The following is a 26,388-nucleotide window of genomic DNA, read 5'->3' as shown; positions in this document are numbered from 1 at the left end:
GCCTCGTCGCTAGGGCTTGCCCCGACGAGGTATTGTTTTGTTAGTTTTAAAGGAGATTGATTATGCAAGTTACGGTTGAGCACCAGGATGCCTGTACGACCACTTTGAACGTGGAAGTGGATGCTGAGCAGGTAGTCAGGACTGTAAAGGGAGTATATAAGGAGCTTGCACAAAAAGTTGACATTCCGGGATTTCGCCGCGGGAAAGCACCTCAGGCAATCCTGGAGCGCTATATCTCGCCTGAATCTGTTCGACAAAGGGCTATCGAGGAACTAATCCCAATCGCATACGCCGAGGCGTTGAAGCAAACCGACCTGCATCCTTTCGCAGAGCCTGAACTCGAAGTGGTCAAGTTCGAAATGGACAGCCCTTTCATTTTCAAAGCCAAGGTGCCGCTTCCGCCTAAGGTGGAGGTTGGGGATTACAAAGGAATTGAGGTCGAGCGACCGAAGGTTGAGGTCACGGACAAGGATGTTGAAGCCCAGCTCGAGCACCTTAGGGAAAGTCGAGCAACCTCAAAGCCGGTAGAGGACCGTGGAGTCGAGAATGGCGACTTCGTTATAGCGGAAATCACATCCAGGATCGAAGGAGAGGAGAACAGCCGGTCTACGAGGTCGATATTACATGTTGGAACAAATCTACCTGATTTTGACAAAGCAATCATAGGCATGAAGCCAGGTGAGAAGAGAACCTTCTCGCTCACTTATCCGGTTGATTTTGCCGACCCCGACCTCGCAGGTAAAAAGGCGGAATTCGACGTTACCGTCGACAGCATCCGAATCCGTGTACTGCCAGAGCTCAATGATGAATTTGCAAAGGAGATATCAAACTTTGAAACGCTTGACCAGCTTCGTGAGGATATCAGACGGCGCTTGGTTGAATTACGCAACCGAGAAGCCGATAGAGAGGTAGACAGCAAGATTGTTGAGCAGATTGTTTCTCGCTCAAGCATCTGCTTCCCAGAGGTAATGGTCGAGCACGAAGTACATCATGACCTCGAAGACATTGAGGAGCAAGTCAAGCGCCAAAACGCTACCATGGAAGACTATCTGCGCCAAACTGGCCAGACGGAGGAACAGTTACTGGAAAACCTTAGAGAAGCAGCTTCCAGGCGACTCCGTGCTGGCTTAGTCCTTGGGGAGATAGCAAATAAAGAAGGCATCCAAGTCAGCGATGAAGAAGTGGAAGCTGAAATTGACCGCATCGCAACCGAGGAAAAAACTACGCGCGAGGCGGTGGTCAGTTTTCTAGACACCCAAGGAGGCACTGAGAGTCTTCGAAATCGCCTGCTCAACCGAAAGATTTTTGAGTTTTTAAGATCAGTATCTAATATAAAAAGTGCAGAAAATAGCGCGGAAAGCACATAATCGGTAATGGGGGTAATTGGCAATTAGCTACGTTAACCCTCAAATGCCTTTCCGCGTTTCAAGTCGGGCTGCACATACCCGATTAGCTAACCGGAAGGAGAATGAAACAAAAATGGCACTAATACCAATGGTTGTAGAGCAAACCTCTCGGGGGGAGCGGGCTTATGATATTTTCTCCCGCCTACTGAAAGAGAGGATTATATTCATTGGCACGCCAATTGATGATGACGTATCGAACCTAGTAATCGCCCAGCTTCTTTTCCTTGAGAAGGAAGACCCTGATAAGGATATAGAATTCTACATTAACAGCCCAGGCGGCCTCGTCACGGCTGGACTAGCAATATACGATACCATGCAGATTATAAAGCCTGACGTGGCAACTATCTGCGTTGGCCAGGCGGCAAGCATGGCGGCAATACTGCTTGCTGGTGGCGCGAAAGGGAAGCGATATGCTCTTCCAAACGCGCGCATGATGATTCATCAGGGCAGTGCCGGATTTCAGGGTACGCCTTCGGATATAGATATCCAAGCAAGGGAAATCCTTCGATACAAGGCGCTTTTGAACAGTTTGCTTGCAAAGCACACTGGACAGCCAATTGAGAAGATTGAGCGCGATACCGACCGGGATTTCTACATGTCGGCTGAGGAAGCACTGGCTTATGGCCTGATAGACGAGATTCTGGAAGGTTCAAATAGGTAAAAGAGTCTTTAATAGAAAATAAGTACTGGAGGGCACGTATTTGGCACGGGTTGGATTCGAACGCGGCGAACAACGGTGCGCTTTGTGCGGCCGGAGCCGCGAGCAAGTGCAAAGACTTATAGTAGGCCCATATGGCGGAATATGTCTGGAATGCTTGGAGCTATGCAACGAAACCATTCGGGCTGAGCTTGGGCGCCGAGAAGAATCGTTTGAGTTCGGAAGCATACCTAAGCCAAAGGACATATACCGGATTCTGAGTCAGTATGTCATAGGGCAGGAGAAAGCGAAGCGCATTTTGAGCGTAGCTGTGTACAACCACTTTAAGCGCATAAATGCACCAGCTTCCGATGTGGAGTTGCAGAAGAGCAATATCCTCTTAATCGGACCGACTGGAAGTGGTAAGACACTGCTAGCGCAGACGCTCGCCAAAATACTAAACGTGCCTTTTGCCATTGCTGACGCAACTTCGTTGACTGAGGCTGGCTATGTGGGTGAGGATGTCGAGAACATCCTCCTCAAGCTTCTGCAGGCAGCCGACCATGGCGATAGCCTCCAGAACACAATACGGAATGCCCAGCGGGGGATTGTCTATATAGACGAGATAGACAAAATCAGTCGAAAGTCGGACAATCCTTCAATCACACGTGATGTGTCTGGAGAGGGTGTTCAGCAAGCACTACTTAAAATCCTGGAAGGAACTGTGGCGAACGTCCCTCCACAAGGAGGCCGAAAGCATCCACAGCAGGAATACATTCAAATTGACACCACCAATATACTATTTATCTGTGGTGGCGCATTTGAGGGTCTTGACCGCATAATCGAACGCAGGCTAAGCGACCAGGCTTTGGGCTTCCGTGCCAAGGTCGAAAGCAAGAAGGAGCGCAACGTTGGCGAACTTCTATCACAGGTGCTTCCTGAAGACCTGCTCAAATATGGGTTTATACCGGAATTCGTCGGTAGAGTTCCGGTCATCGCAACCCTTGATGCACTGGATGAACAGACTTTGGTAAGGATACTTGTAGAACCAAAGAATGCACTTGTTAAGCAATACCAAAAGTTCTTCGAGTACGATGGAGTGGAGCTTAGTTTTACAGACGATGCTCTTGCGGCTATTGCTCATGAAGCAATGAAGCGTAGTATTGGCGCACGTGCGCTCCGGGCGATTATAGAAGAAGTCATGCTAAACATTATGTACGAGATTCCGTCTGTTGGGGGCGTAAAGAAGTGTATCATTGATGCAGATGTGATTCTCGGCAAAAAAGAACCAAAACTCATTACAATTGATGAAATGAGAGCAGCTTCGTAGAGTGCTCATTTCAAGAACACTCGTCTGAGACCTCAAGTCAAAGGGGCTCCTTAAAAATACAAGGAGCCCCAGGAGACTTTCCCTGTTTGGAAGAGGATACACGGATGGCGAAATCCCAAACAAAAGCAGGAAAAAGCAAGAAAGCAAGCAAGGAAGTTTCGATTGAAGAGCAAACTGCTCCCTCATTGCCTGAAATACTACCAATGCTTCCAGTGCGGAATGAAGTTTATTTTCCGCACATGATATTCCCACTCTTTGTCGGGCGTGCAAAGTCAATTCGCGCGCTCGATGAGGCAATGGCTAGCAATCGTTTTATTCTCCTTGTGGCGCAGAAACAAGTGGCGACCGACGACCCAGGGCCGGATGATACCTTCTCCGTGGGTTTAATTGCCGAAATAATGCAGATTATGCGTGTGCCCGACGGGACGGTTCGCGTGGTCCTCGAGGGTATCGAGCGCGCCAGGATTACCGAATATCTGGAAACGGAGCCATTTTTCCTGGTTAAAGTTGAGCCAATGCCAACGCAAGAGGAGTATGGCCTCGAAATAGAGGCTCTTATGCGGAGCGTAACGGCGTTGTTCGAACAGATTGTCAACGTTGGCCGAAACATTCCGCCAGAGGCACTCGTCAACGTTGTCAACATTACTGACCCGGGTCGCCTAGCCGATGCCATCACTCCTTATCTTCCACTGCGTGTTGAATCCAAGCAAGAAATCCTAGAAAGTACATCCGTGCGCGACCGACTGGATAGGCTCAATCTCCTTCTTAAAAAGGAAGTCGAAATCCTCGAAATTCAGCGCAACATTCGAAACCGCGTTGAAAAGGAGATGAGCGACACACAGCGTGAGTTTATTCTCCGCGAGCAGATGAAGGCAATTCAGCAAGAGCTCGGCGAGCATGACGAGAGATACGGCGAAATTGAGGAGTACAAAACCAAGATAGAGGAAGCCTGCATGCCTGAAGAGGTCCGGGAGCGCGCAATGAAAGAGTTAGGACGGCTGGAGAAAATGCCGTATGCTGCGCCCGAAGGCGTTGTAATTAGAACATACCTCGATTGGTTAATATCATTGCCATGGAGCAAGCGCACGGAAGATGACATTGATATACAGGAAGCTGCCCGTGTTCTTGATGAGGACCACTATGGCTTAATGAAAGCGAAGGAGCGCATCCTTGAGTTTTTGGCTGTCAAGCAGCTCTCCGGAGGTATGAAAGGTCCCATTCTTTGCTTTGTTGGGCCTCCGGGAGTTGGCAAGACATCCATAGGGCGCTCGATAGCCCGGGCTCTTGGACGGAAATTCATCCGAGTCTCACTTGGTGGAATTCGCGACGAAGCCGAGATACGCGGCCATCGGCGCACATATGTCGGCTCAATGCCTGGTCGAATAATTCAAGGCATAAAACAAGCAGGTTCGCGTAATCCAGTTTTTATGCTGGACGAAATTGATAAAGTTGGAGTGGACTTTCGCGGTGATCCTTCAGCGGCGTTGCTCGAAGCGCTTGACCCTGAGCAAAACTTCGCATTCAGCGATCATTACCTCGAAGTTCCCTTTGATCTTTCAGATGTAATGTTTATAACAACCGCAAACTTACTTGATCCTATTCCGCCAGCGTTGAAAGATAGAATGGAAGTTATTCCATTTTCGGGATACACCGAAGATGACAAAATAAATATTGCAAAGCAGTTTCTTGTACCCAAACAAATTACAGAGCACGGGCTGAAGCCGAAGCTTCTAAAAATCACTGATGAGGCTCTTTGCAAGATTATCAGAGAATATACTCGCGAAGCTGGCGTTAGAAATCTTGAGCGCGAGATTGCTTCTATCTGCCGCAAGGTAGCGAAAGAAGTAGCGCAAGGAAAGAATACGCAGACGAGAGTTACGCCCAACAAAGTCAAGGATTATTTAGGCCAACCGAAATACCGCTATGGCATGGCAGAAGAGCATGACGAGGTTGGTGCGGCAACTGGCTTGGTTTACACCGAGTTCGGCGGAGACACAGTTAGCATCGAAGTAGGTCTTATGCGCGCCCAGGAAGGAAAGCTAATCCTGACGGGACAGCTTGGCGAAGTAATGAAAGAATCGGCGCAGGCGGCGCTCTCTTATGTGCGGTCTAGGGCTGCGCAGCTTGACATCCCTGAGGATTTTCCAAATAATATGGATGTTCATATACACGTGCCTGCAGGTGCGATACCAAAAGATGGACCATCTGCAGGCATAACGATGGCGGCAGCTCTCGCATCAGCGCTAACTGGGCGGCCGGTGCGACGTGATGTCGCAATGACCGGCGAGATTACACTTCGCGGGAAAGTTCTTCCAATTGGCGGGCTCAAAGAAAAGGTTCTCGCTGCGCATCGCGCGGGTATACGAACTATAATTATTCCTAAGGACAATATCAAGGACCTCGAGGACATCCCTGATTACGTAAGAGAGGAGCTAACCTTCAAGCCAGTTGAGCATGCAGACGAGGTTCTCGAGATTGCGCTCTTGAATAACACAAAGAAACAAAAGAAAAGGGCAAAGGCTTAGAAGGGGAGGAGTATGCGGCCGCGGCCTTCAGAGAGGAAAGTATTTGGTGCGAGCTTTCCGGAATCGGGTCGCAGAACGTCGCCCCAGAGCCGTCAGGCTGAGTCTCATCGTCGGATGGTGAACCTGCGAAGGCGTGAGGAAGCCTTAACAGAGCAAAATTGCAAAATGACTTCGTGTTTGCTTTCGATGATGGTGGGGTAAGGTTTTGAACCCCCGAGGATTAAGCCTGGCCGGGCAAGCCCGTTATAGCTAAAAACGAGGCCTGTTAATGTTTTATCGCGCAATGGCAGGCGAATTAAGGTGGTACCACGGAAGAAGCTCCTTTCGTCCTTTAGGATGGAAGGAGCTTTGTGCTTTTAAGACACGGGGAGGAGATTATGAACCGATACGACACATTGCCGAAAACTTATGACCCAAAAGTAGTCGAACCAAAGTGGTATGATTTTTGGATGGAGAAAGGGTACTTTGCAGCTGGCAATGCTGAGGAGCTTCTTAGAGAAGATCCTGAGAAGAAGAAAATGTACTCCATAACAATTCCACCGCCGAACATTACCGGCTCGCTTCATATGGGCCATGCACTCTGCTATACAATCCATGATGTCCTTGGGCGCTGGAAGCGTATGCAGGGTTTCAATGTCCTAATCCTTCCAGGCACTGACCATGCCGGCATTGCTACTCAGAATGTGGTTGAGAAGCAGTTAGCGATGGAGGGATTGACACGCCACGACCTGGGCCGGGAGAAATTCCTCGAGCGTGTTTGGCAGTGGCGTGAGGAATATGGCGGCACAATAATCCGCCAATTCAAGCGCATGGGATATGCTTTTGATTGGGATCGCCTTCGATTTACGATGGATGAAGGATACGCGGATGCTGTGTTGGAGGAGTTCATCCGTTGGTTTAACGATGGCTTGATATATAGAGGCGTTCGCGTTATCAATTGGTGTCCAAGATGCCAGACAGCGATATCGGATATTGAAGTCGAGTATGAAGAAGTCGCCGGCCACCTTTGGCACATTGACTACCCATTGGAAGATGGGTCAGGTGTCGTAACGGTAGCCACCACGCGCCCAGAAACTATGTTAGGCGATACTGCGGTGGCTGTGCATCCTGAAGACGACAGATATCTCGGCATTATAGGCAAGAATGCTATTCTACCAATAATGGGGCGCTCCATTCCGATTATTGCTGATACTCATGTGGATCCGAATTTCGGTACTGGGGCGGTCAAAGTCACACCTGCACATGACCCAAACGACTTCGAAATAGGGATGCGCCACAACCTTCAGCAAGTGGTCGTAATTGGCACAGATGGAAGTATGACGGAAGAGGCAGGAAGGTTTGCAGGAATGGACCGGTATGCGGCACGTGAGGCAATCGTCGAGGAGCTAAGGAGTCAGGGTTTGCTTGTTCGCGAGGAGGAATATGTCCATTCAGTTGGAACTTGCGCCAGGTGTGGCACCACCATAGAGCCCCTACTTTCGGAGCAGTGGTTTGTTCGTATGAAGCAAATTGCTCAACCAGCCATTGAAGTAGTTCGCAACGGAAGCGTTCGCTTCGTCCCCGACCGTTATGCGAGCGTATACATTGATTGGATGGAAAACATCCGAGATTGGTGTATCTCCCGCCAGCTGTGGTGGGGTCACCGTATACCAATTTGGAAATGCCTAGATTGTGGCGAGTATACAGCGTCAAAAACAGAAGTCAGTGCTTGCTCAAAATGTGGCAGTAGGAATATCGAACAAGATCCAGACGTGCTAGACACCTGGTTTTCATCTGCCCTTTGGCCTTTCGCTACAATGGGATGGCCCAAGAAGACATGGGAGCTTGAGTATTTCTATCCAACATCAGTTTTGATAACTGCTCGCGACATAATCTATCTTTGGGTTTCACGGATGATTATGACGAGCCTATATTTCCTGAATGAGATACCATTTCGGGATGTGTATATCTATGCCACAGTTCTAAATGAAGAGGGTCGCAGAATGAGCAAGTCGCTTGGCACAGGAATCGACCCCCTTGACCTTGTTGAGAAATACGGCGCTGATGCACTCAGATTTGCTTTGATTCAGCAGGTTGGCAAAGTACAGGATATTCGCTTTTCCGAGTCGCGAGTTGCGGCAATCAGGAACTTTTGCAACAAAATTTGGAACATTGCTCGCTTTGTGATGTTGAATCTCGACGCCGAATCAGGTGAACTCCCTAAAGAGCCTTCACCAGAGGTTTTGCGAAATGAGGATAAATGGATATTAAGCCGCCTTCAGAAAACTATTGAAACTGTCAACGCTGGCTTTGCCAACTATGATATGGATGCTGCCGCCCGAGTGCTTTATGATTTCTTATGGAGCGAGTATGCTGATTGGTATATAGAGCTTGCAAAACCTAGGCTTCAGGGTGAAGAAAAGCCAATTGTTCAATATGTTCTCTGGCGTGTGCTTGAGACATCCATGCGTCTTCTTCATCCAATTATGCCATTTGTTACAGAGCAGATTTGGCAGTCTATTCCTCACGAAGGCGAAAGCATCATGAAAGCTGCATTCCCCGAAGCGGATGCATCTTTAATCAATGAAAAGGCAGAGTGGTGGATGGACCTCATAATGGAAATTACTCGCTCGATTCGCAATCTTAGGGCGGAAATAGGAGTTTTACCTGGCAAAACGGTTGAGTGCATCGTTGTTTCCGAATCTTCTGATGTGAGGGCTGCAATCTCGTCAGGAAGAGAAAGCATAATGACCTTGGCTAAGGTAAGCAAGCTTGAAGTCGCCTCTTCCAGACCCTCAGCGGAGCATGTGCGCTTTATATCGGCGCATTTGCCCGAGGCAGATATATACATTCCGCTTGCCGGATTAGTGGATATAGATCGGGAGATTGCGCGTGTTACGAATGAACTCTCCGAAGTTGAACGCGAGCTTGCTAGAACCACATCCAAGCTGGCTAATGAACAGTTCCTTGCTCGTGCGCCGGCCCATGTAATTGAGAAAGAACAGCGAATTGCCCAAGAGCTTGCCGACCGACGCAAAAAACTTCAAGAGCGGCTCGACATGCTGACAAAAGGAGAGTAGCCTGGCATTATTGAAAACTAAGTGATTGCTGGTCTAGACAGAGGTAAATACTTCAAATTCGTTTGCTACCATGAATGATATTCTTTCATACGAAGAGGCTGTAAAGTATATCCACAGCCTAGGTGAATCTGTGATTAAACTCGGCTTGGAGCGTTTCCGTGCCCTTTGTGAGAGTCTTGGCAACCCTCAGGACAAGCTGAGAATAATACATATTGCCGGAACAAACGGAAAGGGCTCTACTGCCGCTATGGTATCGGCAATTTTGGGGGCAAATAATTACAAGGTTGGAGCATATTATTCACCGTTTGTCTATGATATTCGGGAGCGTTTCATGCTTAATGGCGAAATGATTCCTCCTGTTGATTTCGTCCGGCTGGTGAATACAATCCGACCACATGCTTTGGCGCTAGAAAAGACACAACATGGTCACCCTACTGAATTCGAAATGAAGACAGCTATTGCGCTCCTATATTTTGCCGAGCAAGAGGTTGACTTTGCTGTCTTGGAAGTAGGACTTGGGGGCAGGCTTGACGCCACGAACATTGTAACCCCTCTCGTGAGTGTTATAACGAATGTCGGAATGGATCATATGGAAAGATTGGGCAACACCGTATCAGAGATAGCATTTGAGAAGGCAGGTATCATCAAGGAAGGTATCCCCGTGGTCACGGCCGCCCAGGATAATGAAGCTCTAAAAGTCATCAGACAGGTGTGCGATGAGCGACATGCCAAGCTTTTCCATGTCCAGCCCGCAAATTGTGCCAGATGCTTTAAAGTAGAGCCTCAGAAGGACAGTTCACCTAGGGGGCCGCTTTGTGAGAGTAGCATTCAAAACTCTTTTTCGCTTGACGGGATTCTGGCGCGGTATGAGAATGTTGAAGTTGGAATGGAGGGTGAGTTTCAGCTGTTAAATGCTGCGACAGCAGTTGCAACCGTTGAAGTTTTGAAGGAACATGGCTTTTGCGTCTCTGAGTCAGCAATCCGTGAGGGGTTAAAGAAAGCTTATGTACCTGGTCGACTTGAAGTGCTACATGAGAAGCCATTTGTAGTTGTAGACGGCGCGCACAATCTAAACGCTGCGCGGGAGCTAGCTCATGCGCTTTGTCGCTTTCCTCATAATCGGCTGATACTTGTTATTGGGATGGTATCCGGCCATTCCGTTGAAGACGTAATGTCGGAACTTGCGCCACTTGCACACACGATTATAGCTACTAAGTCCTCAAATGTTCGCGCGGCGCCCGCTGAAACTATTGCTAACATAGCTAGACAATACTGCTCAAACGTGGAGCAAATCACGCCTGTTCGGGAAGCTGTAAGGCGTGCCCTTGCGCTCTCTTCTTCTAATGATTTGGTGTGTGTGACTGGTTCGTTCTATACAGTTGGCGAAGCTCCGAGAGATATCAAGAGCCTGGTTAATAAGTTTTGATCAGACGTTAGATTGGGTATAAACAAAGTGACCCCCCTGGCACTGTGAACTATGTAAATCACCCCACGTTTCCAGTCTGCGTGATTTGCGCTGAGGCGGCCGGCACATTTCACAGTACAGACTTTGTGCTTCCTTGGCGGCAGGGAATTTTCAAGTCTAGATTCAAAGGCGCGGTCACCCCCGACGCAGTCAATGCCATGCAGAGTTTATGGAAGGGGTGGTAAAAATGAGAAAGAGCCAGGGTTTAGTGAGAAGTCTTAACCCTATGCGAAGGCATTCTTGCCAATGCGAAGGAATTAGAATTCCTCGGCTCAACAGAGTCTCTGCGAATTTCACGCAAAGTAATCAGGTAGAAGTGCGTTTCAAGGCAGATATGGAATACCTGGCTGCAGTGCGCTTGATAACCCAAAAAGTAGCTGAGAAGTTAATGCTGAGTAACAATTCCGTTTATGATCTAAAGCTTGCCGTTGGAGAAGCATGTGCTAATGCAATTGAACACGGCTCGCCGCTGGGCAGCGAAAACGATGTTGCTGTAACATTTTCATGGACCGAAAAGGAGCTTAGAATCGAAATTGCAGACCAGGGTACAGGATGCTGGATAGAATCTAAGGTTGGATGTGGCAGTGATAGAGGATTTGGCATCCCCATAATGCGGGCACTTATGGACCAGGTGGATTTTGTGGTTGGTCTCGATGGAACGAAGGTGATTCTCACCAAACGGCTTCGGTAAGTAAATTAAAAATACGCGTCATCTTGCAATTTTTAGACGTGGGTAGAACAATTAAGTATTTTACGAAGGCTTAAATTCGACTCACGTCTAATTTTATTTATGGGGAGGGACAAATAAATTGGAGCTTCGAGAGCTTGGACGGACTGGAAAGAAACTCACGCTTTTGAGTCTTGGTTGCATGCGTCTTCCGGATGATGATGAAGAAGGCGCAAAAGTTGTCAGTCGGGCGGTTGACCTTGGTATTAATTACTTTGAGACCTCGGAATGGTATTGCTCCAACCGAAGTGAAATAAAAGTTGGTATGGGCATAAAGGGTCGCAGAGATAAAGTGTATATTTCTACAAAGTGCAAAGTTAAACCCGAAACTACTCCAGATGATGTCAAAAGGGCTTTTGAGGGTTCGCTTCAGAGGCTGGGAGTCGATTATGTGGATTTTTATCAGGTGTGGGATTTTAGATGGCCCGAGTACGATGCGGTTTTCAAGAAGGGTGGAGCACTCGACACATTAGAGAAGCTTCGTGACGAAGGTCTTATTGGCCACATTGGTATGACAAGTCATGAGTCAAATGAACATGTTATCGAATGTCTCAATACAGGCCGCCTTGAAAGCATCACTCTCGCCTATCATATGCTGAATCGCGAAAAGGAGCCCGTTATCCAGTATGCTTATGAGCATAGTATCGGTGTTGTCATCATGACTCCGCTAGCCGGCGGAATGCTTGCCACTCCATCGGATGTTTTGTCAAGCCTGGCTGGCGCGAAACGAACGTCCACAGCGGCAGTAGCTCTTACTTTTGTTATGTCGAATCCTTACGTGACCACCGTGCCTTCGGGCATGACTTCGGTTAAAGAGGTTGAGGAGAACGTTCGAACTGCTGAGGAATTCGTGCCGCTCACGGTCGAAGAAAGAGATGCGCTCATTAGGACACTTGATGAATATAAAGCCCTTGGTGAGAAGTTCTGTACGGGATGCAATTACTGCATGCCATGTCCAAATGAGGTTCGTATTCCAGGCCTATTCCGCATCCGCAATTACTACAAAGTCTTCGGCCTTAAAGAATGGGCTGTGCGCTCGTATGCACGAATGAAAGAGCGTCATCCGATAAACTGTACAGAATGCGGCGAATGCGAGAAGAAGTGCCCCAATAACATCCCAATAATTCAGCAGATAAAGGAAGTCCAAGAGCTGTTCGAAGGAGGCGAAAGTTGAGGCTTTGTGCAATTTCCTGCGAGGTTTTTGCCCGTGAGTGCGCTCGGGCTACCGCTTATTCGCCGCACGTCGTAGATTTAATTCTTCTACCGTTTGGCCTCCACAATGAGCCTGATGAGCTTCGGCGTCGGATTCAAAAGGAGATTGATATTGCCTCCGACGGTAGATTCGAATATATTGTTTTAGCATACGGGTTGTGCAGCAGGGGTACTGCTGACCTCGAGGCTAGGAGCACGCCAATCGTCATTCCACGCGCTCACGACTGTATTACTCTCCTTCTCGGCTCCAGGGAGCGATATAAAGAGGAATTTCAACAACATCCTGGGACTTATTACTACAGTCCTGGATGGGTTGAGCGCAAAGAAGGCGAGATTAGGCAAGGTGTGGTGGACTCGGTACAAGAGCGTCTTGAAGAGGAGCGTTTTAGGGAGTATGTTCAGAAATACGGCGAAGATAACGCGCAGTTCCTAATCGAGCAAGAGCGCCTTTGGCTCGTAAACTACAACAGGGCAGCTTTTATTAATACGGGGCTGGGCAATATTGAAAGCTACCGCGAATTTACCAAGCGATTGGCTGAAAATAGGGGATGGTCATATGAAGAAATCCCAGGCGACACGCGACTAATAGATAAGCTCCTTTTTGGCGATTGGGATGAAACGGAATTCCTCATCGTTAGGCCCGGATGTCGAACCATCGAGCAGGTAAATAACGAGATCATTTCAGCGGTTTGACACCAAGATACTAGCCGCCAATTTGCCCCTTGCTGTATTGCTCTGCTTGTGCTTGAGGATTGGAATTCAACGTAAAATATGTTAAATTTCCCTCGGTGATGTAACTGCAATGCCTGCAAATCTAACCCCACAATATAAGGAAGCTGAAGAACGATACCGCCAGGCGAAAACTTTTGAGGAGAAGCTTGCTGCGCTAGAAGAAATGCTTGCGGTCATTCCCAAGCATAAGGGAACCGAGCACATGCAGGGCGATATCAAACGCCGAATTGCTAAGCTAAAAGAGCAGGAAGAGCAGAGAATTGCCAAAGGCAAGCGGTCTTCTAGCTTGTATAACGTCGAGAAGGAAGGCGGCGGACAGGTAGTCCTGGTTGGTCCCGCAAATTCAGGCAAATCAAAACTACTATCGCGCGTTACGAATGCTCAACCTGAGATTGGCGAGTATCCGTATACAACCCAAAAGCCATTACCAGGCATGATGGAGTATGAGGATATACAATTCCAAATTGTAGATATGCCGCCAATCACAGAAGAATTTACGGAACCTTGGATGGCAGCAATCGCAAGGAACGCTGATGGAATCTTGTTCGTTCTTGATGTGAGCAATGGTTCGGTGCTGGAAGAAATCGAAAGCACTCTTCGCATATTAGAAAAGTTCCGCGTGCGACTTTATGGGTGGGATAGGCCAGTGCCCAAGGACGAGCTGGGCATTGTTGTCCCAAAGAAGACGATTCTCGTGGCAAACAAGATGGATTGCCCAGAAAGCGCCGAAAACTTGGAGGTAATCCGCGAACTTTATGGCGACAGATTTCCTATTATTCCGGTATCTTCCGAGACGGGCCGAGGGCTGGAGGATCTCAAGCAGCAAGTTTTCCGCATGCTTGATGTTGTCCGCATTTACACGAAAATCCCGGGAAAGCCGGCCGATATGGATACCCCATATGTCGTCCCACGCGGCACAACTGTAATCGAGCTAGCTACAATGATCCATAAAGATTTTGCTGAGAAGCTGAGGTATGCTCGAATTTGGGGCGCCTCAAAGTTCGAAGGCCAGATGGTCAGCCGTGATCATGTGCTCGAAGATCGCGACATAATCGAACTCCACGTATAATACCAACTGGAGCTATATGCAAATTGCCTCTTCCCTAGGATTTTACAACCACAGCTTCTTTTTCAGGATCCTTGAAGAAAAGCAAGAATGCCAGTGCACAAGCAACAGTTAGCGCGCAGGGCACTAGGAAGACCTTTGTCCACATGTGCTGGTCGACTGTGGTTGGAAATACCTTGAGAATGTATCCTGTGAACTGCATCCCCAGCCACGTGCCTATTCCAAGAGTTACTAGCGTGAGAAGACTTTGTGCCGATGCTCTGATGTCTTTGGTTGCAACCATGTCCACAAATATCTGGCTTGCGACGAAGAAGAATGCATAGCCAAAGCCGTGAAGAGTGAGGGATGCTATTACGAGCGGCCGCATTACCTCAACTGGACCATAGGGAGCGGCAGAGAAAACTATGTAGCGTAGTGGCCAAGCAATTACACCAAGCGCAAGAGTCTTTCGGACACCCCAAATTCGCAGTGCAACAGGCAGGAGAAATGCCATAGCGATGATTTCAGCAGCCTGAGCTACTGACATAGTGGCCGGTATATCAGAAGTGTCTATTCTGAGCGCTCGGTTAAGGAAGTCCGCGGTCGGCAGATAGTAAAATTGCAGTTCTGTGGTTACTACAAACGCAATCAGCATAAAGACAAGAAAGTTTGTATTTTTCAATAGAACAAATGCTTTTCGGAATGCAAGTGGGTCAGCTGCTTCGTCCTTAGCAGGCGGAGTGTGTGGCAGTGTCAGGCAGAATACACCCATAATAATGCTTGATATGCCTGCGAGCAAAAGGCAGTCTGCCATGCCGGGTGGTGTGCCGATTTTTCGCCAAAAAGTTAGCACCAAGCCTGCCACAATCCAGCCAATAGTTCCCCATACTCTTATCCCACCAAAGGCTTTCTCATCTTTCAGATGATGAAACGCTAGCGAGTTTGTTAGAGCAAGTGTCGGTGCAAAAAGCAGACAATAAAGACCAAACACAAGCATTATGTTTCCAAACCCCTGGGTTTTGGCAGCAATTAGGAGAAAAATCCCACCAGCCAGCTGAGCAAATGCCAAGAACCACTGGGTCGGTACCCATCTATCTGCAACTTGTCCGCCTGTAAATGGGGCCAAGATACACGCCAGTGGTAGTAGCCCAAAAAGTAAGGCGGCCTGTTGCGGAGAAAGCCCCAATCCATTTGGTGGGGCACTTACAAGATAGGGCCAAAGAACAGGAGCCCATGCGCCCCAAATTGCGTATTCTAAGAACATCATTAGACTAAGACGGAAGCGTAAACCAAATCCCATAATATCCTCCAGCAAAGAAACAAATCTAAAATCTCTTTCGATAAAAAAACCCTTCATTCCTTCATTTTGAGCATTGTAATTGACTTAGCTTGAGCATAAAGATTAAGATTGTGAAGGGTGAAACTGGATGAAATCGCATACAGAATACCTTTGGTTTAATACTTCCAAGAGGCGAGAGTACATTAATATAACTGGTGAATGCGCAAGAATCCTAAAAGAAAGCGGCATCAAAGAGGGATTTATGCTTGTTTCGGCTATGCACATTACTGCCGGCGTATGGGTAAATGATAATGAACCAGGTATTCTCCAGGATGCCGATGATATGCTTGAGCGACTTGCGCCGTTCAACCCAAGTTACCGCCATCATCGGACTGGTGAGGATAACGGTGATGCCCACCTGAAGAACTTACTTACCCATCACCAAGTTATAATTCCCGTTACGAACGGTCAGCTTGATTTGGGTCCATGGCAGACAATTTTTTATTGTGAGTTCGATGGACAGCGAAGAAAGAGAGTTGTGGTTAAGGTAATAGGAGAATAGGATTTTGTAAGCTGATTACTAATGTTGGACTGCGTTTGGTATTCAACGGCTATTAGCAATTTTGGGGAGGTTGGCAATGATTTGGCAGGAATACTCACAAAGGTTGAAACATGTCCTTGAGTTAAAGGGCAGCCCTGTAGCAGTTACATATTCGATGGAACCAGCAAAGAACGCCGAGCCTGGGAAACACTCGGCTTGCAAGGCGATTTTGGATGCACGAGACGGCAAAGTTATTAATCTTACAAAGGATAGTTCCTCATGTCCCGGCGGAATTTGGCATCTTGGCCTCGGTCCGCGACCCAGCGGAGATCAGGATAAAGCACTAAAGAAGTTCCTTGTTCACGGCGAGAAACTCTTTTGCTCGATTGCTGTTTTCCAGAGGGTGATGATGTTGGGCACTCCACCGCCAGAAGGTGCAGCGGAGAATGTAATTTTAGCGCCCATGGAGAAGGCAGAGCTAATGCCGGATGTCGTGTTATTCATCGTAAATGCCGAACAGGCATGTAGATTGATACAGCTTGCGGCGTATTGGGATGGCATTAATCCAAAGACTGAGCTCATCGGCTCCGGGTGCCACATGGCAATTGCTTATCCAATAGTCTCTGGCGAGATTAATGTTACATTTCTCGACTGGACAGCTAGAAGGACGCGTCCATATAAGCCTGACGAGCTAATCGTCAGCATCCCATATCACAAGCTGCCAAATATTGTGGAAGCAATTGATAAGTGTACAGCAGGCACGGCGAAGCTTGAGATACCGCCAGAATTTCAAGCGCATGAGGAATAATAATTAAGTTGATGGCTTTGCTTGATTCATCAACTTAGTATCCAAAAGAGCGCTTGCAACTTAATAGACAGCGACCACGTGGATTTTCGCAGGGAGGTTGGCCGCTTTAAGCCTGATTATTCCTTTTTCTGCATCAAAGTTTTCGTAAGGTTTTCCATCTACGGTTACCAAACGAATCTGTTTTTTCGTGGGATGGCGCAGGTGAACCTCAAGCGTATCTGGTGGGTTTCGCTTTGGAGGCTTAATTGTCGCTTCGATAGTATTGGTCATTGAGTTTATCGAGAAGCTCAATGGCCCAAAGTAACTTGGCAAGTTTTTGCAGTTGATTTTCTTGCCATTTTCAAACCAGGCTCTAGGCGCGCCTGGGGCAATCATGAGGGTATTTCCGTCTTCCATTACCAGCATGTGCCTAAGCCATGTGACGAAAGCACTTTCGTCTGGCGATTTGAAAAACGGTCCCGCGCCGCGCCCATAGCTTTCAACAGGGTGCTCGCAAAAGACGCGCACGTCCTGATATAGATTCGCCGCCATGCTGTTGTAGAATGCCCGAATAGCATGCTCGGGCTGCCCTCGTTTAAGATATACAAGTGGATTCGGCAGGAGGTTCGACTGGATGGTAATTCCGCCCTGACTAAACCAGTATTTCTCAAAGTCGTCTATCCGCCGGCCGTAAAGTGGGCTTATAAACACATTGTCCTCTGTGTCTTTTAGTATCCATGTTGCCTCATCGCTCTTTGGCTCGTATATACCACAGTCAATCAGGTGCACGGGGCCGTATAGTGCATCCCTAATCCAACCCCAATCTCTCCCTCTAAGAAGGCAACGGGTGGGTTGGAATGGAACAGATGTGCCATCTCTGAGGCGAACCACCGGAGCGAGTGCCATTGACGTACGCACTGCTTGTCGGACGTCGCTCATGAATGCTCTTGCATCCCTCTCGATTCTTTGCGCCTCAGGATGCTTAATCTCTTTGAGCACTTCCGCTGCCTCAATCATCCCGCGTGCCGCATAAGCATTCACGGCGTACCAATAGTGAAACTCTGGTGGGTCTTCGAGATGGCCAGGCGGAAGTAAACCATATTCCCATACTTTGGTTCCATGTGAGTCTGTGCGCATAGTAGCCTTGCGCTCGCGAGTAATAAAATCGCATGCGGCAATTAGGTTGGGGGCAATCCTTTCAGCCCATTTTCTATCTCGTGTGATTTTGTAGTGTTCGCAGAGCATCCAAAGCACAAAACCGTGGTCGAGGTTATAGTTGAAAGTCTGATAGTCGGTATCCTCGCTCACACGCAAGCCGTGGAGTGCCCCAGCAGGGTTCTTGAAACGCCCGTGGAGGTTGCGCGTGCCCTGAAGTTTGAGAAAAGGCTCAAGATACTTTTCTGCGCGTTTGTAGTATCCTCTGAGGTCTAGCGATCTGACTTGATGCATTGCTTCATTAGCGCAGACACCATACGCATATGTAGCAGCAGGAACCATTGTCAGGTCAGTGAGTGGATCTTTGTCAGCCGTTATTGCAATATGGGTAACCTGGAAGCGAATGAAATCATTAAGGAGAGGCTCGGGAGTTTCAATTTGTGTTCCCGAGTTGATGATAGATTTCCAATAATCAATCGTTTCTCTAAGTTTGTTTGCGTAATCAGGGTTTGCAATCCGCGACCGCCACTCCATGCTTGTGAAAGTGATGAACGGCACGCGAAGTTCGACCTCGTGAGATTGTTTTGGGCCAAGCGCAACTGAATACCGAACTACGCTTGGCAATTCGGCTGTGGATGTTATGTCAAGGTTGCCTTTGCCTTTTGTGTTGAAGAATAAACGTAATCGAGGCAGGTCATATACAATGTCAGGCTTTCCATTGTGAGGTTTAAGGTCAGCTGTTGCCATCACACAACTATCTATTAATTCGAGTCGTTCGGGGTGCTCCATTGCAATCCACAAGAGTGCAGTTGCCGGCTTATCAAGGGTGTTTGTGATTGAAATTTTATTGAACAGAACTGTTGTTTCATCGCCGCGTTGCTTTGTTTCATCCTCCTGTCTGCCTTCCAGCAAAGCAGCAAAGCTTTCTTGTCGGTACGAAATTCCCTCGGTTTCCCATTCCGAGATTAGCACAGGGAGGTAACCATCTAGGACGGACTGTTTGGTGTCGTTCTCTCCTTCGCGCTTTTCCATCGCCCTTCCTGTCATAATACGATATCGAAGCAAATCCTCGCCTTCGGGCCAGAGAAGCGGCTCGCGTTCGGTTGGCTTTGATTTCAGCGCACTCCTGTCTATTAATATGTCGCCGTTGTAGAGAACTGCGATTTCTTGCCTATTACCATCACATCCAAGTGGCACGTACCTTGGCAAAGGAGTCTGAAGTGTTTTCTGAAGTTGTGGGATTTCTCTGCTTGCGCGCTCATAAGATTGTTCAGGTTCATCGGTAACTCGATCGTAGATGCATTTTTCGGTTTGTGGGTGGCTTCTCGACCATTCATCAAAACTTACTCCACTCGAGATGAATACGCCAAAGTCCTTGATAAAAATTGGTTCACAGACAGCTTCCAATGGCAGGAATGAAAAGCTGAAGTGGTCAGTGTGCAAGGTGCAAATTGTTCGGTCGGGCAAGTTGAGTGTTACCTCGGCGGCAAGAACGGACATATCCAATACTTTGCCTTTGATGTTCAGTTTGATTCCTTCCCCTGGTTTGGTATATTGATCGCCGTGCATTCCGTAGCCGTTGTGTACTTCCAGTAGTGCCGATTGCGGTATCCGCTTGTTTGTGCATCCAAATTCAATCTTGATGGGTAACTCAATCCATTTGTAATCGCCTTCAACCCTTATATATAATATTTCAGGCGTTTGTCCTTTGGGGAATAGGAGTCGAACACGGAGAGTTGGTCGGTATGTCACAGGCTCGATGCCGCTCCTGTCAAGCTCTTCGCGATCAAGAGGGAGGACAGAGAATATGGTTTCTCCATTTTCGCAGAAATGGCTTGTTTTTGCGGTAACCCACTGGCCATTGTAAAAATCATCAATCGCATTCCACCCGCTTAAACCGTGCTGAGGCCAACTTCGGTGCCAGTATTGGACTTTAATCAATGATGGGTCCGGTGCTTTGTCGGGATGTAGCCATTTGACGGCGACTTTGCTGAATCGCCTAGGTTCTTCCCACTCAAAGCCAATATGCGGTCCACCTTGTTCGGGTATGTCTTCCGGTCGCCACCATCTTGTGCCGTCGGTGTTTGACTGCGGCTGAAGCACATGGCTTTCGATAGTCTCGGGCATCGTGCCTGTCCAGTAAGCTACCATAGCGAACGGAGCAATGTCTGCAAATTGGCCAGGTTGCGGCAAAATGAACATAAGAGTTTCCCCCTCAATGTTTTCCTTGTAAATTATAAACTCTTTAGCTGGAGAATTGACGGATACCTTTAAAAGTTTTTGCTGCTTAGGCGAGACTATTGGGATTACCAGTTAGCTGGGTAGACGTTCAAATTCGTTAGGCAACCTAGGAGCGTATAGAATCCGCCTTGGAGAATGTCGCCGGCAATCATGCCGAGAAAGAATGGCAGGGCGCGACGATAGAGCCTTAAGCCTCCTGCTCTTATGAGCACAACCTTTGCCAACCATGCAATAAGAAATGGTCCCCAAGTGTAGTTCATTGTCCAAGTATTTGCCATTGCATAGCCGACTGGGTGAAATGGCCACCATACGTATCTGCCTCTGAGAAATGCGAGGATTGCCGTTACCATCATCCCAGCGCCGACACCCTTGAGGCCGGCCCAATCGGTAGGTCTGGGAGTGCGGATGAATTGCGCTAATACTGTGAACGAATTCATGCCAGAGTAGCTTCTCCAATAATTTGTTTTTGCAAGTGCGCCATAGTTCGTCCAAAGCGTCAGTGCAATTATGAAGGAAATCATGACGCCAATGCTGACGGAGATAAGTATAGGTAGGACCAGGCGGCGGAAATCTACCTTTGCAGAGTCTGCCATCTTAAGAGCGTCGAGCTCATGTGGCATGCATGTTCCACGAAAATCTTGGCCAGCAGTTGCGGCACGGACATATGTCAGCGATGTTAGGTCGGCGGTTGTGAAGAAATTCGAGCCGAAAATCGTTTGCATTAGGCGGTAGCCGTCAATATCGGGTCCAACTGGCCAAACGTTACCAGTTTCAGCGCGAATTCGTGTTGCTGCAATTAGATAAATTAACACTAGTGTAATCATCATGAGCGCTATGGGGAGTCTTGCGCCAGCGATAACCGTGAAAGAAACAAGAATTGCAAAGCACACAGCTAGTCCAATAAATGCGAACTGGTGAGCTTTGACATGTGGGTCCCCTGATTCTTTGCCTATGAAGGCTTCTCGGAAGATTTTTGCAAGATGCCGCCTAGCCAGCCATAAAGTCGATGCTGAAATCCCCAGAAACGCCCCTGCACCTTGGAACGATAGATAAGGGAACACGCTTTGCGCGCTGAAGCCCGCGCTTTCTGTCGCGCGTACAGCTGATGCGAAGATAAGCTCAGCCTTGGTTACTAGGAAGAAAAACCAACAACTGAATACGACTTCAGTTGATAAAAGAAAGCCTATGCCTATTGCGAACGGGAAGAAAGTAATCGGTGTAGGTCCCATTGCGTTCCAGGGAGGGTTTGGGAAATAGGTACTCAACTCGGTTGCGCGAACTTGAATCATTGGCATATTTGGTATATTTTCGTGGAGCGTATTTAGAGTACCTAGTAGGAACGTGGCGATTGCGCCACCCCAGAAAAGCTTCTCTTTAAATAATGGCACTCCTTCTCGCGTGAGCTCAATTGGCAAGGTGACTGTCGGGAAGGGGAGCTTCTCATTTTCTATCCATTGTTTGCGTAACAAAATTACTATGCATAAGGTTGCCGAAGCGAATACAAACAGGAAGCCTACCCAAACGCAAATTTGAGTTGCCCATTCGCTCCAAATAAAAGGCGAGTTTCCTTTGTAGAAATGATCAAGTGCTGTCTTATCGGTTTGAGCAAGCCACTTTGGGATATAAGGGTGAAATAGTGCCGCCCATCCGTTTGCTTCGGAGGCAAAGTAGTGAGCAGCAGTGAGCGTCGGTATTAGGAAATGCAGTCCGCCTGAGGAAGAAAGTACTGTTCCGACAGTGGACATAGCATAAATGATAATAAGTTCGCCTTGCTTTAATGCAATTCCAGGAAGAAATTTAGTGAATATTAAGTTTATCGCTACAACTGCCAAGAGTGCGTTGAATGCGCCGAACGGAATGGAAGTATTTGCTAGCGCTGTGTGGCCCCGAAAGCCACCCAGCACCAATTCGGCATAGTGAAGCCAGAGGTTTACCAAAACAGTGACTACAAGACCTATCGTCACTGCCCGAAGGGTTAGTGCTTTTGAAGGAGAGTTCTTTTTCAAGTGTGAAATCCTGCCAGCCAAACGCTACTTTAACTTATATTATTTCACGGAAGAAGTCTGCATCTCGTTTGAGAACCGATTGCCACTCCTCGCGGGGCCAACGGCCAAGCGACTCGTCCTCGAGGCACAAATCGCGTTCATATCCAGCTTCTTTGAGTATGGCAACAACCCGCTTGTGGTCTATGTCACCATCTCGTAGCGGAGAAACGTATTCTCCATACTTGTAACCCATTTCGCGCTCAACCTCGCGAATATCAGGCGGATAATTTATGTTCTTTGCATGTGTATGCTTGCAGTACGGCGCAAAGTGCTCAATAATTTCGTAAACTCGACTAAGAGGGTGCCCTCGCCAGTAGAAATTTCCAGTGTCAATAGTAATCCCAACTCGCGGAGAGCCCACTCGTTCAAGCAGTTGGTCGAGAAACTCTGGCATGTTTCCTTGGTAACCGTGATTTTCTACACCTAGGTCGACTCTTGCGTCAGGTGTGGCGTCAAGTATTCGTTTCATGCAGTCCGCAAAAATTGTAACATTATGTTCAAGTGGTTGGTCTTTTTCGCCATGCATGATAGCATCTATCCTGACTGCTTGAATGCCAAGCATATCAGCAGCTTTCACTGCGTTTATCGTCCACTTGATCTCATTTTCCAAGTCATCGCTGCCAAAATTGTTTGACATAAGGAAAGCAGAAACTCGAACTTTGTTTTCATCAAGATGCTTGCGAAACTCTTCGATTGAGTTGGGCGTGTCGAGTTTGAATCGCTCTTTGCCTGGCGAAGGGCGAATTGCAAAGACTGAATTATCTCTTGCAAACTCAAGCTCGACTGCATCAAAGCCAAGGCCATCAAGGCCTTCTTTCAGCGATGGCCAGGCACAAAGTGCGATATGGTCGCGAACTGATAAATACATGCACTACCTCCAAATTAACGTTCTGCGCAGTCACCCTAAGCTCCACATGGTTTGCCTTCATATTGAGTATATCTGCCGGAGTTTGCAGAGTCAAGGAAAAGCAGACATTAGGGTTTATGGTGTATAGGTTACCGATTGGATGGTTTGCTTCAATCTCCTTAGTTTTTAAAGGCAAAAGCATCAGCGGCGCGTATGCTGTTGACATAGCCAGATTATCCCTGTAAACTCTGAGCACTGCTCTTTGATGGAGGAGAAAAAATGCATTCTAAGTGCAGATTATTATTAATTATGATAGCGGTTTTTCTTACAGCAAGTTGTTTTGCCGCTACTGGCTCAATCCAAAACGTAAAGGATTATGGAGCTGTTGGAGATGGGAAGACTGATGATACTGCCGCCATTAGGAAGGCTATCAAGGCCGCAGGTCTTGGCGGCACTGTGAGTTTTCCCATGGGCGTCTACAAAATTTCTGGAACGCTAGACCTTGAAGGAGTCCATTTGGTTGGGAACATCTCGGGTGGCTTTCCTTCGGATGCAGATGTTCTTCCGGGAATACTCGTTTCTCATAGCGATGGACCAGCAGTTAGATGTGGTAATTTTTCCAGTGTTCATGGTTTAGCGTTTCGATATGCTGGGGTTGACTTTGAGAAGCCGACCAAATATCCGCCCACAATCCTTCTTGCTGGCAATGGAATATCAATTAGTAATGTAAAAATTTGGGGGGCATATGATGCTATAGCCGCTGATGGCAAAAGTAACATTGGGCGTGTTAATCTTGAAAATATCTTCCTCCCGGAGGTCATTAATACCGGTGTGTATCTCACAAAAGCTTTCGACATTCCCACTATGCGCAATGTCGAAGTTTTTTGCACAAATAAGTATTTTCTAGAGCATGGGGTAGGTTTCAAGCTTGGGCGTTTAGATGAATTTCACGCATCAAATTGCTTTGTAATTGGCGCACATACTGGCTTCCTTTTCGTAGAAGATAAAACCGAAAATGGGGGAAATACTTACGGCGGCTTATTCAACTGCTCAACCGATGCTTGCGTTTTTGGATATGTGGTTGAATCAGGAGCAAGGTTACGGGTAACAAACGGAAGTTATTTGAATCACTTTATAGCTTTTAAGGTCGCAAATCGAAATGCTACACTCATAGTTCACGGTGCAATCATCCAGGCAAATGGCGATCACGCCTTGCAAATCACAAACTGCGGTAACGTAATGTTTAGCGCATGTCGTTTCCAAAAGGCATTTGAGAATCCAAAAGCATATGCTGCTTATGTCATCGGCGGAAAGAACATAATACTTAACGGTTGCACCTTCGATGCATTTGGCCCAGGAGTATATCTCGGCGGAAATGCAGATAAAGTGACAGTGGCAAATTGTATATTCGAAGGCAGCAAATTTGCACAAATAGTGAACAAACTGCCCAAATCAGCAAAATGTGCAATTTCAAACAATCAATGACTTGATGGGGGGATGAACTCAAGAAGAGTCACGGCATTATTTTCAAGTGTGAAGGTGTGCGTAAAGTCGCCGCCTTTGGATATTTTAATTGCTTCTACGCATTCAAGTTCATATCTTTCGCGATTGTGAAAGATATTGCTGTGGTCTTTGTCAACGAGATAACGTTTGCACGTCCCGCCGATTAGTTTTTGGGGGAGTTTAGTAAGATTAAGTTCGATTTCCCTGGGGACTCCATATCTCTCTGCAAAGTTGACGATTAGCACTGTAATCCTGCCAGTCTTTGAGTCTCTAGCGGCGAACCCTGTGATTTCATCATCCGTGCCTAAATATTGTATTTTTTCTGGGGCCATCATATTAAACATTCGGCAGACATTGCCCACTGGTTTAATCTTGTTATCCCGCGTGAACATACCCCAACTTCCCACAAGATTCGCATCCCAGTCCTTAGCTAAGAAGAAACAAGGTTTGTTTACCTTGCCAGGAATCATGGCTCGTAGCATCGATGTTGCGCACCATGCCGCTCCGATTTCGTTGTCATGTGGACGATCGTGCCACCAGGCGTAATTCCATTCAGTAATCATGAATTCTCTTACTTGCTTTTTTACTTTTGGGTAATCTTCCAAGTATCGCCATGTAGTGAGCGCCTCGTCAAGGATGGTAGTCCATGGGTGGAAATACTCATGCCAAGTAATGAAATCGAGCGGTGTGCCTGTTTCTTCGCAGTGTTTCATTAAACCGCGCATGAAATCCTCTCCTCTAACGAAGGCGCTTCCCTTGTCGCTATTCCATGGGCCAGCAGCATTACATGGGCCGCCAACGAGGGCGTTTGGATCGGCGCGCTTTACTCCCCGAGCCGAGGCGTCATAGAGTTTTAGATACGTCTCCAGAAGGTCTTCGCCGGGCAAAGTAGCAATCCATCCGGCGTTGCTTTCATTCCATACTTCCCAGTACTTTACATATGCCTTGCGCTCGACATTGCACCGTCGGACGGCAGCATACACGAGGTCTTCCCATTCCTTCCAGTCTCTAGGACGGCTATGTCGGTCGGGATTGTCGACAATGTCGAATGGCTGGGGCATATATGAAAGGCAGAGAATTGGCTCTGCGCCGATGCTTTTTATGAAATCAACTCGGCGGTCAAAATCCTCCCAATCATAATAGATAGTTCCATCCTCGCGTTTTTTCACTACGTTGGTCAGAACGTTATCCATGCGAAACCACTTTATGCCAATTTCTTTAAACTTGGTTGCTGTCTCAGGTTCATAATCGGGGAGGCCTCCGCCTTGTGAAAGTCCCGCAAATGGCCTGGGGAGCCTGCCAAGTGGTTTTGCTGCATCTACTTTTACCTTAAACGGCTCTGAAACTCGCTCGGCATCTAGGATTACAAAGTCGCATTCGGAAAATTCACCTTCGCCTTCTGAGTCATCCCTTGGTCCCATAAACACCCGAACGGCGACCGGAATCTGTTCGCCGGGCCTTGCGGACTTTGTTAGGAGAATTAAGCCGGGGTGATCATTATCATATCGTGACTGGAGACGCCCATAGACATATATCTCGCCACCATTGCCCGCATTCCACTTGATGCCAATTGGTCGGCGGTTGGTGGCTTTCCCATCAATTGAACCAGGAATTGTGATGTTAGCACGCAGCCAGGCGAATCCTCGGCACTTCCATTTATGCCCGCACGTTACCGATTCCCAGCTGGAATCGTCGAAGTCAGGTTGTCTGGCTTCGGGAATATCTTGGTCTTTGAACTGCCAAAAGATTGCTCGACCAGGGTTGACCCCAGCTAGGCAAATCACTACGAATATTAGGTTGAAAGCCAACGTGAAAATAAGTCTACCAACTACTTTTGTCATTCGAACTTGTT

The 26,388-nt window shown here is 47.7% G+C and carries 18 protein-coding genes and 1 other annotated feature; of the genes, 13 read left to right on the top strand and 5 right to left on the bottom strand.

Annotation, left to right across the window (positions count from 1 at the left end; all coding sequences use genetic code 11):
• The first annotated feature begins 62 nt into the window (after positions 1–62).
• The 10 genes from tig (at position 63) to QHH26_05815 (ending at position 14,162) form a co-directional block, all read left to right on the top strand.
• Positions 63–1,367: a trigger factor gene (tig, locus tag QHH26_05860; protein ID MDH7481492.1), complete on the top strand. Its 1,305-nt coding sequence runs from the start codon at positions 63–65 to the stop codon at positions 1,365–1,367.
• Positions 1,368–1,410: 43 nt separating this feature from the next.
• Entirely contained in the window at positions 1,411–2,067 is a 657-nt protein-coding gene (gene clpP / locus QHH26_05855; protein ID MDH7481491.1) for an ATP-dependent Clp endopeptidase proteolytic subunit ClpP, read from the top strand.
• Between the two features lie 40 nt (positions 2,068–2,107).
• Positions 2,108–3,373, top strand: coding sequence for an ATP-dependent Clp protease ATP-binding subunit ClpX (clpX, locus tag QHH26_05850; GenBank protein ID MDH7481490.1), 1,266 nt, complete (start codon positions 2,108–2,110; stop codon positions 3,371–3,373).
• A gap of 203 nt (positions 3,374–3,576) precedes the next feature.
• Positions 3,577–5,898 carry an endopeptidase La gene (lon, locus tag QHH26_05845; protein MDH7481489.1) on the top strand — a complete coding sequence of 774 codons (2,322 nt, stop codon included), beginning with the start codon at positions 3,577–3,579 and terminating at the stop codon, positions 5,896–5,898.
• Positions 5,887–6,233: a binding site (T-box leader), on the top strand. Its footprint overlaps the gene before it by 12 nt.
• Positions 6,234–6,275: 42 nt before the next feature.
• Positions 6,276–8,957 carry a valine--tRNA ligase gene (locus QHH26_05840; protein MDH7481488.1) on the top strand — a complete coding sequence of 894 codons (2,682 nt, stop codon included), beginning with the start codon at positions 6,276–6,278 and terminating at the stop codon, positions 8,955–8,957.
• 70 nt (positions 8,958–9,027) lie between these two features.
• Complete coding sequence (locus tag QHH26_05835) at positions 9,028–10,383, top strand: folylpolyglutamate synthase/dihydrofolate synthase family protein (protein ID MDH7481487.1); 1,356 nt, start codon at positions 9,028–9,030, stop codon at positions 10,381–10,383.
• Between the two features lie 226 nt (positions 10,384–10,609).
• Positions 10,610–11,113: an ATP-binding protein gene (locus QHH26_05830; GenBank protein ID MDH7481486.1), complete on the top strand. Its 504-nt coding sequence runs from the start codon at positions 10,610–10,612 to the stop codon at positions 11,111–11,113.
• A 118-nt stretch (positions 11,114–11,231) separates the two neighbouring features.
• Positions 11,232–12,323, top strand: a complete 1,092-nt coding sequence (locus QHH26_05825) for an aldo/keto reductase (protein MDH7481485.1) — start codon at positions 11,232–11,234, stop codon at positions 12,321–12,323.
• Complete coding sequence (locus QHH26_05820) at positions 12,320–13,054, top strand: DUF1638 domain-containing protein (GenBank protein ID MDH7481484.1); 735 nt, start codon at positions 12,320–12,322, stop codon at positions 13,052–13,054. The genes QHH26_05825 and QHH26_05820 overlap by 4 nt, the downstream gene beginning before the upstream one ends.
• Positions 13,055–13,163: 109 nt before the next feature.
• On the top strand, positions 13,164–14,162 hold the full coding sequence (locus tag QHH26_05815; protein ID MDH7481483.1) for a TGS domain-containing protein: 999 nt from the start codon (positions 13,164–13,166) through the stop codon (positions 14,160–14,162).
• Between the two features lie 34 nt (positions 14,163–14,196).
• On the opposite strand, the gene QHH26_05810 is transcribed toward QHH26_05815, so the two are convergent.
• Positions 14,197–15,438, bottom strand: a complete 1,242-nt coding sequence (locus QHH26_05810) for an MFS transporter (protein ID MDH7481482.1) — start codon at positions 15,436–15,438, stop codon at positions 14,197–14,199.
• A gap of 127 nt (positions 15,439–15,565) precedes the next feature.
• Here QHH26_05810 and QHH26_05805 point away from each other — a divergent pair, with 127 nt between their 5' ends.
• The gene (locus tag QHH26_05805; GenBank protein ID MDH7481481.1) at positions 15,566–15,979 is read left to right on the top strand and encodes a secondary thiamine-phosphate synthase enzyme YjbQ; all 414 of its coding nucleotides are present in this window, start codon (positions 15,566–15,568) and stop codon (positions 15,977–15,979) included.
• Positions 15,980–16,055: 76 nt separating this feature from the next.
• Positions 16,056–16,766: a DUF169 domain-containing protein gene (locus QHH26_05800; protein ID MDH7481480.1), complete on the top strand. Its 711-nt coding sequence runs from the start codon at positions 16,056–16,058 to the stop codon at positions 16,764–16,766.
• Positions 16,767–16,826: 60 nt separating this feature from the next.
• Here QHH26_05800 and QHH26_05795 read toward each other — a convergent pair whose 3' ends face one another.
• The 3 genes from QHH26_05795 to QHH26_05785 all read right to left on the bottom strand — a co-directional run bounded on the left by QHH26_05795 (position 16,827) and on the right by QHH26_05785 (position 23,054).
• Positions 16,827–20,102 (bottom strand): hypothetical protein, encoded by a 3,276-nt coding sequence (locus QHH26_05795; GenBank protein ID MDH7481479.1) that lies wholly within the window; start codon positions 20,100–20,102, stop codon positions 16,827–16,829.
• A gap of 104 nt (positions 20,103–20,206) precedes the next feature.
• Positions 20,207–22,147 carry a hypothetical protein gene (locus QHH26_05790; GenBank protein MDH7481478.1) on the bottom strand — a complete coding sequence of 647 codons (1,941 nt, stop codon included), beginning with the start codon at positions 22,145–22,147 and terminating at the stop codon, positions 20,207–20,209.
• Between the two features lie 34 nt (positions 22,148–22,181).
• Positions 22,182–23,054 carry a sugar phosphate isomerase/epimerase family protein gene (locus QHH26_05785; protein MDH7481477.1) on the bottom strand — a complete coding sequence of 291 codons (873 nt, stop codon included), beginning with the start codon at positions 23,052–23,054 and terminating at the stop codon, positions 22,182–22,184.
• A 258-nt stretch (positions 23,055–23,312) separates the two neighbouring features.
• Between QHH26_05785 and QHH26_05780 the strand changes: the two genes are divergently transcribed.
• The gene (locus QHH26_05780; protein ID MDH7481476.1) at positions 23,313–24,518 is read left to right on the top strand and encodes a glycosyl hydrolase family 28-related protein; all 1,206 of its coding nucleotides are present in this window, start codon (positions 23,313–23,315) and stop codon (positions 24,516–24,518) included.
• On the opposite strand, the gene QHH26_05775 is transcribed toward QHH26_05780, so the two are convergent.
• The gene (locus QHH26_05775) at positions 24,512–26,377 is read right to left on the bottom strand and encodes a hypothetical protein (protein ID MDH7481475.1); all 1,866 of its coding nucleotides are present in this window, start codon (positions 26,375–26,377) and stop codon (positions 24,512–24,514) included. The genes QHH26_05780 and QHH26_05775 overlap by 7 nt on opposite strands.
• Between the last annotated feature and the right edge of the window lie 11 nt (positions 26,378–26,388).

It is taken from the genome of Armatimonadota bacterium, from assembly GCA_029907255.1.
Classification (GTDB): Bacteria; Armatimonadota; UBA5829; order DTJY01; family DTJY01; genus JAIMAU01.
This window is presented reverse-complemented; position numbering and strand designations above follow the sequence as displayed.